Annotated in this window: 15 protein-coding genes and 1 tRNA gene; 12 read left to right on the top strand and 4 right to left on the bottom strand. The window is 40.7% G+C overall.

Annotation, left to right across the window (positions count from 1 at the left end; all coding sequences use genetic code 11):
- The first annotated feature begins 37 nt into the window (after positions 1-37).
- The 5 genes from rny to IEV91_RS10150 all read left to right on the top strand — a co-directional run bounded on the left by rny (position 38) and on the right by IEV91_RS10150 (position 6,640).
- Positions 38-1,600 (top strand): ribonuclease Y, encoded by a 1,563-nt coding sequence (rny, locus tag IEV91_RS10170; protein ID WP_188497324.1) that lies wholly within the window; start codon positions 38-40, stop codon positions 1,598-1,600.
- 320 nt (positions 1,601-1,920) lie between these two features.
- Positions 1,921-2,715, top strand: a complete 795-nt coding sequence (locus IEV91_RS10165; protein WP_188497323.1) for a TIGR00282 family metallophosphoesterase — start codon at positions 1,921-1,923, stop codon at positions 2,713-2,715.
- A 127-nt stretch (positions 2,716-2,842) separates the two neighbouring features.
- Positions 2,843-3,103 carry a stage V sporulation protein SpoVS gene (spoVS, locus tag IEV91_RS10160; protein WP_188497322.1) on the top strand — a complete coding sequence of 87 codons (261 nt, stop codon included), beginning with the start codon at positions 2,843-2,845 and terminating at the stop codon, positions 3,101-3,103.
- Positions 3,104-4,291: 1,188 nt separating this feature from the next.
- Positions 4,292-5,215, top strand: a complete 924-nt coding sequence (locus tag IEV91_RS10155; RefSeq protein WP_188497321.1) for a dipeptidase — start codon at positions 4,292-4,294, stop codon at positions 5,213-5,215.
- 246 nt (positions 5,216-5,461) lie between these two features.
- Complete coding sequence (locus IEV91_RS10150; RefSeq protein WP_268236379.1) at positions 5,462-6,640, top strand: glycine C-acetyltransferase; 1,179 nt, start codon at positions 5,462-5,464, stop codon at positions 6,638-6,640.
- Positions 6,641-6,765: 125 nt separating this feature from the next.
- Here IEV91_RS10150 and IEV91_RS10145 read toward each other — a convergent pair whose 3' ends face one another.
- Entirely contained in the window at positions 6,766-6,942 is a 177-nt protein-coding gene (locus IEV91_RS10145; RefSeq protein ID WP_188497320.1) for a hypothetical protein, read from the bottom strand.
- Positions 6,939-8,033, bottom strand: coding sequence for a tetratricopeptide repeat protein (locus IEV91_RS10140; RefSeq protein WP_188497319.1), 1,095 nt, complete (start codon positions 8,031-8,033; stop codon positions 6,939-6,941). Before IEV91_RS10140 ends, IEV91_RS10145 begins: the two co-directional genes overlap by 4 nt.
- Before the next feature lie 529 nt (positions 8,034-8,562).
- On the opposite strand from IEV91_RS10140, the gene IEV91_RS10135 reads away from it, so the two are divergent.
- The 3 genes from IEV91_RS10135 (at position 8,563) to IEV91_RS22075 (ending at position 10,187) form a co-directional block, all read left to right on the top strand.
- Entirely contained in the window at positions 8,563-9,024 is a 462-nt protein-coding gene (locus IEV91_RS10135) for an ASCH domain-containing protein (protein WP_204871302.1), read from the top strand.
- Positions 9,025-9,149: 125 nt separating this feature from the next.
- Positions 9,150-9,962: an adenosylmethionine decarboxylase gene (speD, locus tag IEV91_RS10130; RefSeq protein WP_188497318.1), complete on the top strand. Its 813-nt coding sequence runs from the start codon at positions 9,150-9,152 to the stop codon at positions 9,960-9,962.
- Positions 9,963-10,106: 144 nt separating this feature from the next.
- Positions 10,107-10,187 (top strand): putative holin-like toxin, encoded by an 81-nt coding sequence (locus IEV91_RS22075; protein ID WP_373284426.1) that lies wholly within the window; start codon positions 10,107-10,109, stop codon positions 10,185-10,187.
- Positions 10,188-10,421: 234 nt separating this feature from the next.
- Here IEV91_RS22075 and selD read toward each other — a convergent pair whose 3' ends face one another.
- Complete coding sequence (gene selD / locus IEV91_RS10125; RefSeq protein ID WP_188497317.1) at positions 10,422-11,468, bottom strand: selenide, water dikinase SelD; 1,047 nt, start codon at positions 11,466-11,468, stop codon at positions 10,422-10,424.
- Between the two features lie 118 nt (positions 11,469-11,586).
- Positions 11,587-11,683 (bottom strand) — tRNA-Sec (locus IEV91_RS10120).
- A 252-nt stretch (positions 11,684-11,935) separates the two neighbouring features.
- Here IEV91_RS10120 and IEV91_RS10115 point away from each other — a divergent pair.
- From IEV91_RS10115 to IEV91_RS10100, 4 genes are all read left to right on the top strand, one after another.
- On the top strand, positions 11,936-12,130 hold the full coding sequence (locus IEV91_RS10115; RefSeq protein ID WP_188497316.1) for a hypothetical protein: 195 nt from the start codon (positions 11,936-11,938) through the stop codon (positions 12,128-12,130).
- A gap of 128 nt (positions 12,131-12,258) precedes the next feature.
- On the top strand, positions 12,259-14,163 hold the full coding sequence (selB, locus tag IEV91_RS10110; protein WP_229745527.1) for a selenocysteine-specific translation elongation factor: 1,905 nt from the start codon (positions 12,259-12,261) through the stop codon (positions 14,161-14,163).
- 168 nt (positions 14,164-14,331) lie between these two features.
- Positions 14,332-15,900, top strand: coding sequence for a tRNA (N6-isopentenyl adenosine(37)-C2)-methylthiotransferase MiaB (gene miaB / locus IEV91_RS10105; protein ID WP_188497314.1), 1,569 nt, complete (start codon positions 14,332-14,334; stop codon positions 15,898-15,900).
- Positions 15,897-16,331: a YlbF/YmcA family competence regulator gene (locus tag IEV91_RS10100; protein WP_188497313.1), complete on the top strand. Its 435-nt coding sequence runs from the start codon at positions 15,897-15,899 to the stop codon at positions 16,329-16,331. Before miaB ends, IEV91_RS10100 begins: the two co-directional genes overlap by 4 nt.
- The last annotated feature ends 158 nt before the right edge of the window (positions 16,332-16,489 follow it).

The following is a 16,489-nucleotide window of genomic DNA, read 5'->3' as shown; positions in this document are numbered from 1 at the left end:
AAATAGGACGACTGTTTCAGAGCAGGAGGTGAATATTATGGGTATACTAGCCACCATCTCCATTGCGCTGATCTCTATAGTCGTTGGGATCCTGATCGGGTACTTGGTACGCAAATCAATCGCTGAAGCTAGGATTGCGACGGCTGAAAATCAGGCGTCACAAATTATTGAAGAGGCAAAGCGGAACGCTGAAGCGTCCAAGAAGGAAGCGCTTCTTGAAGCAAAAGATGAAATTCATTCGATGAGAACGGAAGCGGATAATGAACTTCGTGATCGCCGGAACGAACTTCAGAAGCAAGAGAATCGACTCGTTCAAAAAGAAGATCTCCTTGATAGAAAAAGCGAAACACTCGATAAAAAAGAGGAATCACTGGATAAAAAGGAGGATTCTCTCGGAAAACAACAACGACAAATTGAAGAGATGGAAAGCAAAGTGGAGGAATTGTTGCGTAGTCAGCAAGCCGAACTTGAGCGGATTTCTGGGTTAACGGCTACCGAGGCAAAAGAACTCGTCATTAATCAAGTGAAGCACGAAGCTGTCCATGAAGCTGCACAAATGGCGAAGGAAATTGAAAATCGTGCTAAAGAAGAAGCCGATAAGAAAGCAAAGAGTATTCTTTCTCTTGCCATTCAACGTTGTGCGGCAGATCATGTGGCGGAGACAACGGTTTCAGTTGTTAACTTGCCAAATGACGAAATGAAGGGTCGAATTATTGGCCGAGAAGGTAGAAATATCCGTACCCTTGAAACATTAACCGGTATTGATCTCATCATTGATGATACACCAGAGGCCGTTATTTTATCTGGATTTGATCCGATCCGACGCGAAATTGCCAGAATTGCTTTAGAAAAGCTGGTCCTTGATGGACGAATCCATCCAGCGCGGATTGAAGAAATGGTAGAAAAATCTCGCCGAGAAGTTGATGAAATGATTCGCGAATACGGGGAGCAAACTACGTTTGAAGTTGGAATTCATGGCTTGCATCCTGACTTGATCAAAATTCTTGGTCGTTTAAAATTTAGGACAAGTTATGGACAAAATGTCTTAAAGCACTCCATGGAAGTTGCTTATTTAACGGGATTAATGGCTGCGGAACTAGGAGAAGATGTGACTCTAGCAAAACGTGCGGGCTTACTGCATGACATCGGAAAGGCTATTGACCATGAAGTAGAAGGCAGTCACGTTGAAATCGGGGTTGAGTTAACAACGAAATACGGAGAACACCCTGTGGTGATTAACAGTGTCGCTTCGCATCATGGTGATACAGAAGCAACATCAGTCATTTCCGTTCTTGTCGCAGCGGCAGACGCTTTATCAGCCGCTCGCCCGGGTGCGAGAAGAGAGACATTGGAAACTTATATCCGTCGTCTCGAGAAATTAGAAGAAATTTCCGAGTCATTTGAAGGGGTTGAGAAATCATTCGCGATTCAAGCTGGCCGTGAAATTCGTATTATGGTTGAGCCAGATCTTGTGGATGATGCCAAATCTTATCAATTGGCAAAGGATATTACGAAAAAAATCGAAAATGAACTGGATTATCCAGGGCATATTAAAGTCACTGTTATACGTGAGACTCGAGCAATTGAATATGCTAAATAATAAATAAAAAACGGCCATCTTGGCCGTTTTTTTCATAACGGCAGAAAACATAAATTCTGGTCAACAAGACGGTGTGGATTTCTACTCCAGAACGTTCGCTTTCCCCGTACCCAACTGAATGACGACTGGGCATGCTTTTTGCCGTTTTTTACTTTCACACAATGATCAAAAGGGTCTTTTTCAATATGCATCAGGATGCTCAGTCTTTTAGTGTAGCGTTTGTCTTTGCATCGTGAAGACCATAAGTTTAAACTATAATAAGAGTCGTAAGAAATGCTATTTAGAAATAACGGAATATTGTAGTGAGAAGGAGTATTGACATGAGAATATTATTTGTAGGAGATGTTTACGGTAAAACAGGGCGGGAAATGGTAGATCATTATTTACCGAAACTAAAATCCTACTATAAACCAGGAGTAACCATTGTGAATGGTGAAAATGCCGCACATGGTAAAGGCATTACTCAAAAAATATATAAAGGATTGATGAGTGCGGGCGCAGATGCAGTAACGCTAGGTAACCACACATGGGATAATAAAGAAATTTTTGAATTTATTGATGATGCCAAACATATGGTTCGTCCAGCTAATTATCCACAAGGCTTACCAGGCAAAGGCATGACCTTTCTAAATAAAAATGGTATTGAGATTGCAGTCATTAATCTCCAAGGAAGGACCTTCTTGCCTGCGATCGATTGCCCTTTTCAAACAGCAGATAAACTTATTGACGAAGCGAGAAAGAGAACGTCTTTCATCTTTGTTGATTTCCATGCTGAAACCACGAGTGAAAAATTGGCGATGGGCTGGTATCTGGATGGAAGGGTGTCTGCGGTGGTCGGTACCCATACCCACGTCCCAACTGCAGACGAAAGAATCTTAGATAATGGCACAGCATATTTGACGGATGTTGGGATGACAGGTCCTTATGATGGGATTATAGGTGTTGAAAGAGAGGCGGTTATTCGCCGTTTCAAGACGGCTTTACCCGTTCGTTTTGAAAGTCAAAAGGGACGAGGGCAATTAAGTGCGGTGATCATAGATATTGCTCCTTCATCAGGGAAAGCAACCGCGATAAAACGGCGGCTAATTAATGATGACCATCCCTTTTACGACTGAATTTTTGAGCGTTTTATGGTCATTTAGAAAAATTTGAATATTAATTTTACCTTTGAAGGAATACATGTACTAGATGAGGAATATAGATACAATGGGATAACGATTCTCTAGAGGAGGTACAGAAGAAATGGACGTATTAAAGGTTTCAGCAAAATCTAACCCGAATTCCGTAGCTGGTGCACTCGCTGGTGTCCTTCGTGAACGAGGAAGTGCTGAGATACAAGCCATTGGTGCGGGTGCCTTAAATCAAGCGGTCAAAGCTGTAGCGATTGCACGAGGCTTTGTAGCTCCAAGTGGTGTAGACCTCATTTGTATTCCCGCTTTCACGGATATTTTAATTGACGGTGAAGAAAGAACGGCCATTAAGTTAATAGTAGAGCCACGCTAAGACTTGTATAAAGGGTGACTCAAGATCAGAAGGGGTCAGGATTCTATCCGGAGCCATAGATAAGACTTTTGAAAAAGTCATCTATGAACGGGTAGCGCCTGACCCTTTGTTTTTATAGGCTCAATACGTGTTGAGTCCTACAATTCATATAAATTACGACGTAACTGCAAGGTGATACTTTTCCGAGCTAATAGTGTTAGATCTCTGCTCCAGGTCGCTCGCTTTTCTCATGCCCACACGACTAAGGAAAGCTACTAGGAGAATTAGCCTCGCAGAAAAATCATGTTTTACGATTTTTTGATGTGGGTAGGGTCGGCGTTCGACGCACCATCGGGGTCCCCGAAAAGAGTTCTTTACTTTTTGGGGTGGTATTGAGGTGCTAGCTTCGGTGTCGTCACACGGATGTGACGGTTTTAGTCGAAGTTCCTTAATGACGTGACGTTTTCAACCGAAGTTCCTTGGTTGTTATATTTGTGTTCCCAAGTCTTTATACTACAAATCCCCTGTTCCTGCGTTTACTCGTATAACTTCGTCGTCAGCTTTCTCGAAACAACTCGAAGTTTATTCGTGAAGTAACCTGGTAGCTGTTCCCGAAGGAGTCTCGCGCCATACGCTCCAAACCACTTGCGTGCTGTCGATGGTTTTTGATATAAAAAGTTCTGGTCGCCATCGGTGATGATCGTTCTAGTTTAGGCGGCGCTGAGGGACACGCTTTTACTGAAGTGTTCCGGTACGGATCATCATGACTTCTCTTTAATGCCCGTTTTCTTAATTCATCTCAAAAACAGGCACCATTACTTTTCTTTCAAACAATTTTAAGTCAGATCTTCTTCATGTGCGTAGGCAGAATACGTAGACTCCTGTGGGAACAGCACGCGTCTGAAGACCCCTAGACCACCCCGAAAAAACAGAAAGCGTTTTTTCGGGGCCCCGGTTGGGTGAAGTGTCCGTGAGGATGCTGAAGCCGTGCCCACGGAAGGCGGAGTATTCTGCCGGAGCGGTTGTTTAGCACCAAATAAAGTAAGAGTGCGAGAGCCTTTACGTCGCATTTCCTTCAACCCCTCCTAAAATGATTTACTTGAGAAGAGTCATTCATCTTTTATAGCACGTTTGGTAAAGGGAGTTAAAGACATAATATTCTTTTTTTATGTGTTAATATAGAGGAGAGGAAAGAGGGAGGAAACCGTGATGAATGTTTTTGATACCCATTGTGATGCGTTGCTTAAGCTCCATTTTGATCAGCGGCTTAATTTTACGAATGCTAGTGACATGCATATTAACTATGAGTATTTGCAACAAGGGGGGAGTAAGGTTCAATGTTTTGCCTTATTCATTCCGACAGAAATCCCGCAGGAAGTTAAATTCCGAACCGCTTTGGACATGATTGATATTTTCTATAGACAAGTGGTAGAGGCGCATGACAATGTTCGTGCTGTTCGTACAAAAGCGGATATTGAAGCACTGCAAGAAAATGAAATAGGGGCGATGCTGACCCTAGAGGGCTGTGACGCCATTGACACTGATCTTATGAAACTTCGAACTTTATTTAGATTAGGGGTAAGAGCGGTGGGGTTGACGTGGAATAATGCCAATGCGACAGCCGATGGTGCAGAAGAATCACGAGGCGCCGGTCTGTCAGATTTTGGTCGTGAACTCGTTCGGCAAAATAATGCCTATAAGGTTTGGACTGATGTTTCTCATCTCAACGTTAAAAGTTTCTGGGATTGTATTGAAGAAGCAGACTATCCGATCGCCTCTCATTCAAATGCTCGGGCAATCTATGATCATCCAAGAAATTTATATGATGACCAGATTAAAGCTCTTATTGAAAAGAATGGGGTAATTGGAATTAATTTTGTACCCTACTTCCTCAATGAGTCAAAAACCGCTTCGATTGATGATATCCTCAAGCATATTGAGCATATTTGTACCCTTGGTGGTGCAAAGAACATTGGGTTTGGTTCAGATTTTGACGGTATCAGATATACACCTATTGATTTGAAAAATTTCAGTCATTATCCTAAGCTTGTTGATCGTTTGCTACAAAACTATGATGAAACCCTCGTAAAGGGCTTCCTCTATGATCATTTTTTCAATGCACTTCCTGAATAAAACTGTTCATATCACAAGTACAGTATGATTGTACTTCTGAATAGGGCATGATAAAATAAAGTGACAGACATAGACTTTAGTTTTACGATAAGGAAAACAATTGACTTCTGTTATTAGGATGTTGCCACAGCCTTCATGTATAGAACAATGGTGAGGCTCAGGGTGAAGTGTAAGTTAAGTTTTTCTTAGAATCGGTCAGTATGGTGTGAGACAAAAATACATAATTCTATTAAAGGAGGTAGCGTTGTGAAAGAAGCATTCCGCTATTTACAAGAAGAACTCGATGAAATGAAAGAAAAAAACACCTTTAGAAACCTTATACCGCTCGAAACGAAGCAGAGTTCACGAGTAAACATTCATGGGAAAAATGTCATCCAGCTCTCGTCAAATAACTATTTAGGGTTGACAGATCATCCTAAAATGAAACAAGCAGCCATAGAAGCAATTGAAAAGTTTGGTGCTGGGACAGGATCCGTGCGGACGATTGCAGGAACATTAGAAATGCATAATCAGTTAGAAGAGAAGTTAGCAGATTTTAAACATACCGAAGCCTCACTCGTTTTTCAATCAGGGTTTACAACGAACCAAGGTGTTCTTTCGGCCATCTTGTCTGACCAAGATGTTGTCATTTCCGATGAACTTAATCACGCCTCCATCATTGACGGCATTCGCTTAACAAAAGCAGGACGCAAAATTTATAAGCATGCAGATATGGACTCATTAGAAGCCGCTCTTAAAGAAGCTGAGGGGTACCGCACAAAGCTTATAGTCACGGATGGCGTTTTCTCTATGGATGGGGATATTGCACCGCTACCAGAGATTGTGGCGCTTGCTGAACAGTATGACGCGATGGTTATGGTTGATGATGCCCATGCCAGTGGTGTGTTAGGGAAAAATGGGAGAGGAACAGTCAACCACTTTGGTTTAGATGGCCGTGTTCATATCCAGGTGGGAACATTGAGTAAAGCCATTGGAGTCCTAGGTGGTTATGTTGCCAGTACGAATACGTTACGAGATTACCTCATTCACAAAGGTCGTCCGTTTTTATTTAGTACTTCCCACCCACCTGCAGTAACAGCTGCTTGTTCTGCAGCTATTGATGTCCTTTTGGAAGAACCTGAACTCATCGAGAAGTTATGGGATAATCGCGCCTTCTTTAAGAAAGGCCTAGAGGAACTCGGGTTTAATACGGGTCATAGTGAAACACCAATTACACCGGTTGTTGTCGGAGATGAAGCCAAAACACATCAACTTTCTGACAAATTATTTGAGTATGGCGTTTTCGCCCAAGGAATTGTATTCCCAACGGTTCCAAAAGGGACAGGCCGAGTGCGCACGATTGTGACTGCAGAACATACAAAAGACGAACTACAAGAAGCGCTCGATGCCTTTGCTAAAGCAGGGAAAGAATTAAATATTATTTAATGCCTGTGCTTTTACATTTAAAAGAGTACCGAATGCCGTAAAAAAATCCCCATTCATTTGGGGATTTTGCTTTGGTTTTAGCATGAATAAAAAAAGAAGGTGTCGTAAAAACGGTTGACATTAAATCATTCAGGTAAATCTTCTGGAATGGTTTTATAAGAGGATGGTGTTGGATAGCCGCCTTCTCTACTATCGGCTTGTCCAGGGTGGTCGTGGTTACTAAAGTTAAAGGAAGAATGGCTAACTAAACCAAAAACAGCGGCAAGAGCTAAAGTAACAAGTGCGATTTTAAGCTTTTTCATTTTAAAGCCTCCGATTCAATGATTTTTTGATCTGCCTCAATAAATAAATCATAGTATTTAATCGCTTCTTGAACCTTCCCATGATCACGATAGTGTTGTGCAAGAATAACTGAATATTCCTTTACATATTGCCAGAGTTTAGTCTTATAAAAGTGTTGAATACCTTTGATAAATGTGGTTTCAAACTGACTTGTATCCATATACATGGCATACAATAATTCAAATCGAATAAGATTATCCTGGTCATTGACTTCTTTACAACGTTTAATACCTTTTACGTACCACTCTTTTGCCTTTTCTAGTTCATTTAATTTACAGTATTCACGAAAAAGAAGAAAGCTCGATTTAAAATAGTCCTCTTGAAGTTTCACTGCCTCAGTTAACCACCGAATCGCTGCTTTTGAAAGATTCTGTTGTCCATATAATAGACCCAAATCATGATAAGCTAAGGTTTTAAGCGATGTGTTCTCTGTTTTATTGGCTGCTTTTAATGCGAGATAAAAGCGTCTTTCGGCTTCTTCGTATTGATGCATATCCATGCAGTTTAAACCAATCAACATTTCGCAACCGGCAATTCGCTCTGTATAGCCTATTTTAGAGAAAATCTCATGAGCCTTTTGTATGTAGATAAAAGAATCAAAGTTTTTAATCCGCTCATAAAAAACGGTTCCTGTCTGGTAATAAAGTTCTGCTACTATACTATCATTTTTTATAAATTCTGTGAAATTTTCTGCCTTTTGAAATTCCTCAATGGCCTTAACATAACGTTCGTCTTCAAGTTTAAAATGTAAGCCTTTAAAAAAATGGAAAAGAAAGTAGAGTTCTTGATTGAATTGATTTGTCTGATCAGAAAGGGTGTCCAAAATGTCATTGGCTAGCTTAAAATTACCTTTAAGTAATAGATAGCCATAGTTTAATAGATGGTATTTAGTATGGATGATGTTCCCTGTATGCTTAAGGGTGCTTAGAAGCGCATCAATCTCTTCTTTTAAATGATCAGCCTCACTCGTTTCACGATCGATGATGGCAAGCTGCCAAGAGCTTAGTGTCTTTTCAATCGTTTCGGTCTTATTAACACCGCCAGTCCCCAAGTCTCTCATCCTCCCGTACATCACAAGGCATTCCTTTAAAAAGGATTATATCACTTTTCTATCCAAATGTAATTGAGAAATGGACAATGTCTATACTTGCTTTAACTATTTTCAGGATGGGTTAACAAGTCATCGCTCTTGTGTTTTCTGTGTGTGAAAAGTGGATTAGAGCTATGAAAATGAATGTTTGAATAAGAGTTAGTTTTAAGTATTAAAACAAGTAAAAGGGTTAATAAAGGAGCATCTGGAGGAGAAATATTGAAATGTGAAATGGCTCCAACTTTTGGTGCTGTAAATATTTGATTTTTTCTATTCATTCAAGTGATATAATAGAAAAAATGGAAGGGTAAGTGTAGGGATTATGAGCCTATTGACAGTTATTTTGAAAATGACGTTCGGGTCAAGTAGGGCATTTTTTCTGCCCCTTTGAGAAATTGGTTAATTTTTTAATACATTCAAAAGCACAAAGTACATGGGCGCTTGCAAATAGTTCTAAGTATAAAGAAAAATGATGGGGGAAACGATACATATGGAACATCCATCGGTCGAAATGATGTGGCAAAATTATAGAGAGACATTAGGAGATTGCTCTGAAATAAAAAACTACAACGCTTGGCATTTTTGCAATAATGAAGGGGATGCGAATACTCTTGCTGAACTCGTTAAAAGAGGGATAAAAACGGCTACTTCTTCTTTACATCTTTTATATGAACTAGAAAATGAAGCACTTCCACAAGTCGGTGAGTTTAATATCATTACTGATTGGGAGGGAAGAGCGCAGGCGGTAATAGAGACCTTAAGGGTGGACATCCTTCCATTTAAAGAGGTAAATGCTGAATTTGCCGCAAAGGAAGGCGAAGGAGATCGAACTTTAAACTATTGGCGAGACGTTCATATCCGCTTTTTTTCAGAGGAATTGGCTGACCTTAAACACACTTTTTCAGAGGATGTATTAGTGGTTTGTGAAACGTTTAAGGTCGTTTATAAGTAAAGACGAGAAATCGTCCGCTTGTATTTTTATATAGGCGGTTTTTTTATTGGAAAGGGTGGGTAAACTAAGGCTAAATCTGTTTTGAATCGGAAACGAGAAGAAAATGAAAAAAGTGGGGGAAAGTCATGAAGCTATCACATGAAAAACGCATCCAACTGCATGAATTTAATAATTTAACTAAGACTTTGAGTTTTAATATGTACGATATTTGTTACACAAGGACAAAGAAAGAACGGGAAGCTTATATAGAATATATCGATGAGCAGTATAATGCTGAGCGTCTGGCGGCTATTTTACAATCGGTCTCTGATATCATTGGCGCCCATGTTTTAAATGTGGCGAAGCAAGATTATGTTCCACAAGGCGCGAGTGTGACTTATTTAATTTCTGAAGGACCTATTGTGGAAGTGCCAACAGAGCATTTTGATGAATCGCCCGGACCGCTTCCGGATTCGGTGGTTATGCAGCTTGATAAAAGTCATATTACCGTCCATACTTATCCGGAATATCATCCGCACGAAGGGATCAGCACGTTCCGGGCCGATATTGATGTGTCAACATGTGGTGAAATTTCGCCTCTTAAGGCCCTAAACTTTTTAATTCATTCTTTTGATACCGATATTATGACAATTGATTACCGTGTTAGAGGATTTACACGAGATATTGATGGAAATAAGTTATTCATTGATCACGATATGAGCTCCATTCAAAATTACATTCCGGATGAAGTCAAAGTTCAATATGAAATGATAGACATCAATATGAGTCAAAATAATCTCTTTCATACAAAATGTAAGCTAAAAGAATTTGATTTAAATAATTATCTATTTGGTTATACGAAAGAGAAACTGAGTCAAGAAGAGCAGGAGACAATTACTCAAAGGTTGCAAACGGAGATGGATGAGATTTTCTATGGTCACCAAATCTCTCAGAGCTAGACTTAAAAATAGTAAATTTAGCATATAGAATATATGTTCTTGTTTTGCTATAATACTCATACAGCTACATAAGCAGGGTGGGCGGTGGCACCCATTATTTTCTCGTCTATGGCTATGTTATAACGGGGAAGGGGGTGTTGCCGAATGACGGTATATGAAGCACTGGTGTTAATGATCAGTTTTGCCTCACTTATCGTTATGGTTATGAAAGAAATAAAAAAGTAACCCACCCTGCCGGCCAGTAGGGAAAAGGGGTTACTTTTTTCCAAACGCCACCGCACTTCCTGCGGAGTAGCTGGAGAGAACGTTGATGTTACCGCATCAACGTTCTTTATTCTTTTTATTTCCTTTTTTCATTATAATATTCCTATCACGAAAAATCAAAGGTCTTCACAACAAAAACGTGTTTAGGAAAAACAAAAAGAGGCACGTCACATCGTACGGCCTCTTTTTTTATCACTATTTGACAAAGAGGTCATGGCTCGCTTTGGGACCTACTTCACCGATGATGGCAGCGTCTCCTATCCCTTGATCATGAAGGAGGGACACATAATCTTCAGCTTCCTCCTTAGGTAGACTGATCAATAGGCCGCCAGAGGTGACAGCATCGCATAAAATAAAGCGCTGAAGCTCATCAATTCCAACATCATAAGAGACAGCTTCTTTAATCCAACGATAATTGCTCTTTGACCCACCAGGAATAACATTTTTCTCTGCAAGACCTCGAGTGCCAGGCAAAATTGGGACTTGTTCGGCATGAATTGTGATACTTATATTGCTCCCTGATGCCATTTCGTATGCATGCCCGAGTAATCCGAAGCCGGTAATATCGGTAACTGCATGGGGATGAAAGGACGTGAGAGCTTCGGCAGCCTTTTTATTAAGCTGGGCCATGGTATGTGAAACCTTTTCAATCTGCGCTTCTGTGAGCAAATCTCTCTTTAAAGCAGACGTTTGAATCCCCACACCAATAGGCTTAGTGATGACAAGGACATCACCTGGTAAAGCCCCGACATTTTTATAATAATGTTCAGGGTGGACAAGACCAGTTACTGATAGACCGAATTTGGGTTCACTATCATCTATGGAGTGGCCACCAACCGTAATCGCCCCCGCCTCCTCAACTTTCTCTGCGGCACCTTTTAAGATTTCTGCTAATACATCTGCACCCAGTGTTGCAATAGGAAAGGCAACGACATTTAAGACTGTTTTGGGTTTTCCGCCCATGGCATAAACGTCGCTCAGAGCATTGGCCGCCGCAATTTGCCCGAACATATAAGGATCATTGACAATAGGGGTAAAAAAGTCAATCGTCTGGATCATTGCAAGGTCGTCAGTTAATTTATAGATGCCAGCATCATCAGCTGTATCAAGTCCTACGAGTAGATTCGGATCTTTTATTTCAGGTTGTGGTAAGTGACGCAAAACTTGCGTCAGGTCCTCAGGACCAATCTTGCAGCCTCAGCCACCTTTTGAACTATAATGTGTAAGTTTCAAGTCCTTCATGGTCTCACGCTCCTTTACCAAGTCTGGTTATATGACTTGATACTTTCATTTTGCCTACAATTCAATCGAAAAATCCACTGGTATGCTCATCAAGAAAAACGATCCAGTGTATGATGTATGGCGGGACTAGATCGGAATCGAACCGACCAGAGACGACACGCGCCTCTCAAAAAGTTTTGAAGACTCAGGCAAGCACCAGCATTGCAACTAGCCCCAAGAATGTTTTTTAAATATATAACTTAAGAAGTTGTACCAAAATTAGATTATACAAGACTGACTGCTATATCGCTAGTAGAATAATTAAAAGGGAATACATGGTTTATAGATGAATAGGAAACCTGTGTTGGGAATTTTTTATAGTCAGATAGAGATATTTTAAAGAAATTAGGTACTTATACAAGCAACCTTGCAGTTATTACATATTAAATACTCATAGTAGAGAAATTTAAATTTTAGGGGGGCTTGCGTTGGTAAAACCAGGAATAACGAAAGACAAAGATGAAGAAGAGTGGCATACTAAGCTGTTAACTTATGCGCAAACGATTTGCTATTTAATTGGTGTACTCTTTTTCTTACTTGGATCCTCTATTGCTGTCTATATTGCTTCAAATGATCTTAAAGAGGGCGCTCCCTCTTCGCCAGAGTCAGCTTTGCTCACGTAAAAAGCTCAGAGGCACCTGAGGTATTATTCATCTGTTTATTTTGAACCAAATATATAATCATTTTCACTTGAATAGATATGAAGGACTCATTAAAGTAGAATGAAGAGATCATCATGAGAAGCAGGTGGATGGAATTGGATGAGAGGTATTATACCCTTGGTATGGCAGGGCATATTGATCATGGGAAAACAGCATTGACCAAAGCATTAACAGGGATAGATACGGACCGATTACAGGCCGAAAAAGAAAGAGGGATCTCCATAGAGTTGGGGTATGCCCCTTTCAATATCGGGGAGGACGTGCAGGTCTCCATCGTTGATGTGCCAGGGCATGAACGGTTTATTCGGCAAATGATCGCTGGGGTTGCGGGAATTGACCTTGTTATGATCGTGCTGGCTGCGGATGAAGGGGTCATGCCGCAAACAAGGGAGCACATTGAGATACTGAAATTTTTAGGTATTCATCATGCCGTTGTTGTTGTGACTAAAATAGATCGTTCTGATGAAGCCCTCATTGAACTCGTAACGGAGGATATAAAAGAGACGCTAAAGGATACTGTTTTTTCAAAGGCGCCTATGGTTTATGTTGACAGTCTATCAGGACAGGGTATAGAAAATCTTAAGAATATCCTCCGCCAACAATTAAAGCAAGTGGAACGTCGTCAATCTCATACAGCATTCCGGTTGCCCATTGATCAAGTATTAACGATTCACGGGCATGGGACTGTCGTTAGAGGGACCATTTATGATGGCATTGTTCAAAAGGGTGAGACATTAACCGTCTTGCCTTTGAATAAAACCGTTCGGGCTCGACAGATTCAAGTCCATCATCAGTCTAGAGAGACGGCAAAAGCTGGCCAGAGAACGGCCGTTAATCTTACAGATATTGAAACTCGTGAGATAAAACGTGGAGATGTGCTGGTCAACTCAGAGTTCTTTTCTGTCAGTAAGACACTTGATGTTACTGTGCAATTTTTGGCATCTCTTTCATCTCCTCTCAAGCAACGTGGACAGGTCAAAGTGCATATCGGAACTGCTGAGGTGATGGGAACCATTGTGTTTTTTGATCGCAAGGAGGTAAAGGATGAGGCTGCAGAAGTGCTCTGTCAGCTTCGTTTAACGGAGGACGTTGTCGTCCGACGAGGCGATCGTTTCATTTTACGGCGTCCTTCACCTGCTGAGACAGTGGGTGGCGGCTGGGTTATACAACCTCAAGGCGAGAAATATCGTTTTGGTGCAGCAACCATTGAGAGGTTGCAACAATTAAAAGCAGGCACACCAGAATTTCTTGTAGAAGAAGTTTTGAGAGAATCAAAAGCATCAACGCTAGCTGCTTTAGTTCAACAGACGGGTTTAACAGAACAGGAAGTTCAACAAGTGATTGCAACAGGGGTAAAAGAAGAGACGATATTAAGGCTCTTTCAGAACGAATACTGTTTGAACACGATTTTCGTAACTTTGAAAGCAAAGCTCATCGACGAACTTCGGAATTATCATAACGTTAATCCTATGAAGGTAGGAATGAAAAGAGCGGAACTGGTTACAACGATAAGAGGTCATACGCCAAAGGGATTAATCGAAGCGGGCTTAAAGGCCTTAATCGCTGAGAAAAGGGTCCGAAAACAGGATGATGTTTTAGCCTTAGCAGATTTTCGTCCCCATCTTCCTGAAAAAAACCAAGTAAACATGCAACGTGTTATTACAACTCTACAAAAAGATGGTCTGCAAGTAGAAGATTGGGAGCATTATGCTCAGGCAAATAAACTCTCAGAAACTGATCAAGAAGAGCTAGCCTTGTACCTTACCAATACCGGACAAGCCTATTGGATATCGGAACACTTGTTGATTCATGCTGATGCTTACGAGAAGGCTTTAAAAACATTAAAAACCCAAACGGCTAAAAACTTTGTATTAAAAGAAGCAAAAGAAGCGCTGGGTGTTTCTAGAAAATATTTAATTCCTTTTTTAGAATTACTCGATCTACAAGGGTTGACCGTGCGAGACGATGGAAAAAGACAATGGAAGGACGACTAGATTTGAAATAAAAGAGAGGGTCTATATCCCCATATTTAGACTCTATACCTCTGCCAAATTGTTGTTTAAATGATGAATAGGCTTTATACTGTAATAATGTACAACTATGTCAGAAGAGTTAAAGCTTGAGGGCATAATTTCCCTCATTTTATAGAAAGGAGTTCGATTATGGACGAGAAACATAGAAATATTCACAATCAGGCGGTAGAGCCGACGGACTTAAAATCCGATAAAAATCTTGAACGTCTAAAAAAGAAAACGTCTGCCGACTTTGCGAAGTACTTTGAGCAAACCTATATGCCTCCTAATCTTAAGGAGGCACGGAGACGTCGGAAAAATACCACCCAATATGTTGATGATTTTGGCATTCCAGAAGATATTCAAAACATTGGTGCGGGACGGAAATTTTTAATTAGAACTTATGGCTGCCAAATGAATGAACATGATACAGAGGTGATGGCTGGGATCTTTGAGGAACTCGGCTATGAAGCGACTGAACATGAAGAAGAGGCCGATGTCATCCTTCTGAATACTTGTGCGATCAGAGAGAACGCTGAAAACAAAGTATTTGGTGAGATCGGACATTTGAAACCTCTCAAGCAAGAAAAACCCGATCTCATTGTTGGGGTTTGTGGGTGTATGGCTCAGGAGGAAGCTGTCGTCAATCGTATTCTCCAAAAGCATCAACATGTGGATCTGATTTTCGGAACACATAACATCCATCGTTTGCCGCAATTACTTAAAGAAGCGATGTTCAGTAAGGAAATGGTCATGGAGGTCTGGTCAAAAGAAGGCGATGTTATTGAAAACCTTCCGAAAGCTAGAAAAGGGAACATTCGTGCATGGGTAAATATCATGTATGGGTGTGATAAGTTTTGCACGTATTGTATCGTGCCTTATACTCGCGGGAAAGAACGTAGTCGTCAGCCAGCTGAAGTCATCCATGAAGTGCGAGACCTTGCTAGACGTGGCTATAAAGAAATTACTTTGCTCGGTCAAAACGTGAACGCTTACGGTAAAGATTTAGAGGGGAACCCTTATCGTCTCAGTCACTTAATGGATGAGATTCGTAAAATTGATATTCCGCGTGTCCGTTTTACAACCAGCCACCCATGGGACTTTACCGATGATTTAATTGAAGTGCTCGCTAAAGGGGGCAACCTCGTTGAGCATATTCATTTGCCGGTCCAATCAGGGAATAATGCGATTCTTAAAATTATGGGGCGTAACTATACCCGTGAATCTTATCTTGAACTCTTCCATAAGTTGAAAAAGGCGATTCCACATGCGTCATTTACAACCGACATTATCGTAGGTTATCCAAATGAGACAGAGGAACAGTTCCAAGAAACACTGTCACTCGTAGAAGAATGCGAGTTTGATGGGGCTTATACCTTTATCTATTCACCACGGCCAGGAACACCGGCTGCACGTATGGAAGATAATGTTTCCATGGATGTGAAGAAAGAGCGACTCCAACGCTTAAATACAGTTGTTAATCACTTCATGGCGGAAAGCAACCAAAAAATGTTAGATGAGGTTGTTGACGTCCTTGTCGAAGGCGTTAGTAAGAAAAACGACGAAGTCCTTTCAGGGCATACGAGAACAAATAAGGTTGTCAATTTTAAAGGACCAAAATCACTGATTGGTAAGCTTGTTCAAGTCAGAATTACAGGGGCCAAAACATGGTCGCTTGATGGTGAGCTTTTGAAAGAAGTGGAGGCTATGGTTCAATGAGTAAATTTACAAGAGATGAAATTATGAAAAGAACCCATGAACTGGCATTGATGTTAGCTGAAACAGAAGAAGTTGATTTTTTCAAACGCGCTGAGGAAGCCATTAACCAAAATGAAAAGGTGCAACAGATCATCAAGAGAATTAAGTTGCTTCAAAAGGAATCTGTGAACCTACAACATTTTCAAAAGCACGAAGCGTATAAGCGAAACGAGCAAAAAATTGATGAACTGATGAAGGAACTTGATGAAATCCCTGTCGTTCAAGAATTTAAACAATCACAAACTGATGTAAACGATTTGCTTCAATACATTTCGATCACAATCTCTAACCGTGTGAGCGATGAAATTATTAAAGCGACCGGCGGTGACCTTCTTAAAGGAGAAACCGGATCAGCATTAAAAGCCCATGAAGGCGAAGACCAATGCGGGTAATGTGCTATCATAGTTAGAGTTAAAACCTACAGGATAATTGCGAGGGCACTGAAAATCTTACGATTTTCTGGAATAACTCATTAGCTTTATTAAAAAGACGACCTAAAAATGAAGTGCCCCCTGTCAAGTAGACAGTGGAAATAATAAAAAGGATTTAA

The sequence above is a fragment of the Pullulanibacillus pueri genome (assembly GCF_014639255.1).
GTDB classification, from domain to species: Bacteria; Bacillota; Bacilli; order Bacillales; family Sporolactobacillaceae; genus Pullulanibacillus; species Pullulanibacillus pueri.
Note: the sequence above shows the minus strand (reverse complement) of the source record. Positions and strands in the feature narration are given on the sequence as shown.

What these genes read in the sequence shown, in the direction of transcription:
- rny (WP_188497324.1), top strand. Translation starts at nt 38, where the DNA reads ATGGGTATACTAGCCACCATCTCCATTGCGCTGATCTCTATAGTCGTT.
- IEV91_RS10165 (WP_188497323.1), top strand. Translation starts at nt 1,921, where the DNA reads ATGAGAATATTATTTGTAGGAGATGTTTACGGTAAAACAGGGCGGGAA.
- spoVS (WP_188497322.1), top strand. Translation starts at nt 2,843, where the DNA reads ATGGACGTATTAAAGGTTTCAGCAAAATCTAACCCGAATTCCGTAGCT.
- IEV91_RS10155 (WP_188497321.1), top strand. Translation starts at nt 4,292, where the DNA reads ATGAATGTTTTTGATACCCATTGTGATGCGTTGCTTAAGCTCCATTTT.
- IEV91_RS10145 (WP_188497320.1), bottom strand. Translation starts at nt 6,942, where the DNA reads ATGAAAAAGCTTAAAATCGCACTTGTTACTTTAGCTCTTGCCGCTGTT.
- IEV91_RS10135 (WP_204871302.1), top strand. Translation starts at nt 8,563, where the DNA reads ATGGAACATCCATCGGTCGAAATGATGTGGCAAAATTATAGAGAGACA.
- speD (WP_188497318.1), top strand. Translation starts at nt 9,150, where the DNA reads ATGAAGCTATCACATGAAAAACGCATCCAACTGCATGAATTTAATAAT.
- IEV91_RS22075 (WP_373284426.1), top strand. Translation starts at nt 10,107, where the DNA reads ATGACGGTATATGAAGCACTGGTGTTAATGATCAGTTTTGCCTCACTT.
- selB (WP_229745527.1), top strand. Translation starts at nt 12,259, where the DNA reads ATGGAATTGGATGAGAGGTATTATACCCTTGGTATGGCAGGGCATATT.
- miaB (WP_188497314.1), top strand. Translation starts at nt 14,332, where the DNA reads ATGGACGAGAAACATAGAAATATTCACAATCAGGCGGTAGAGCCGACG.
- IEV91_RS10100 (WP_188497313.1), top strand. Translation starts at nt 15,897, where the DNA reads ATGAGTAAATTTACAAGAGATGAAATTATGAAAAGAACCCATGAACTG.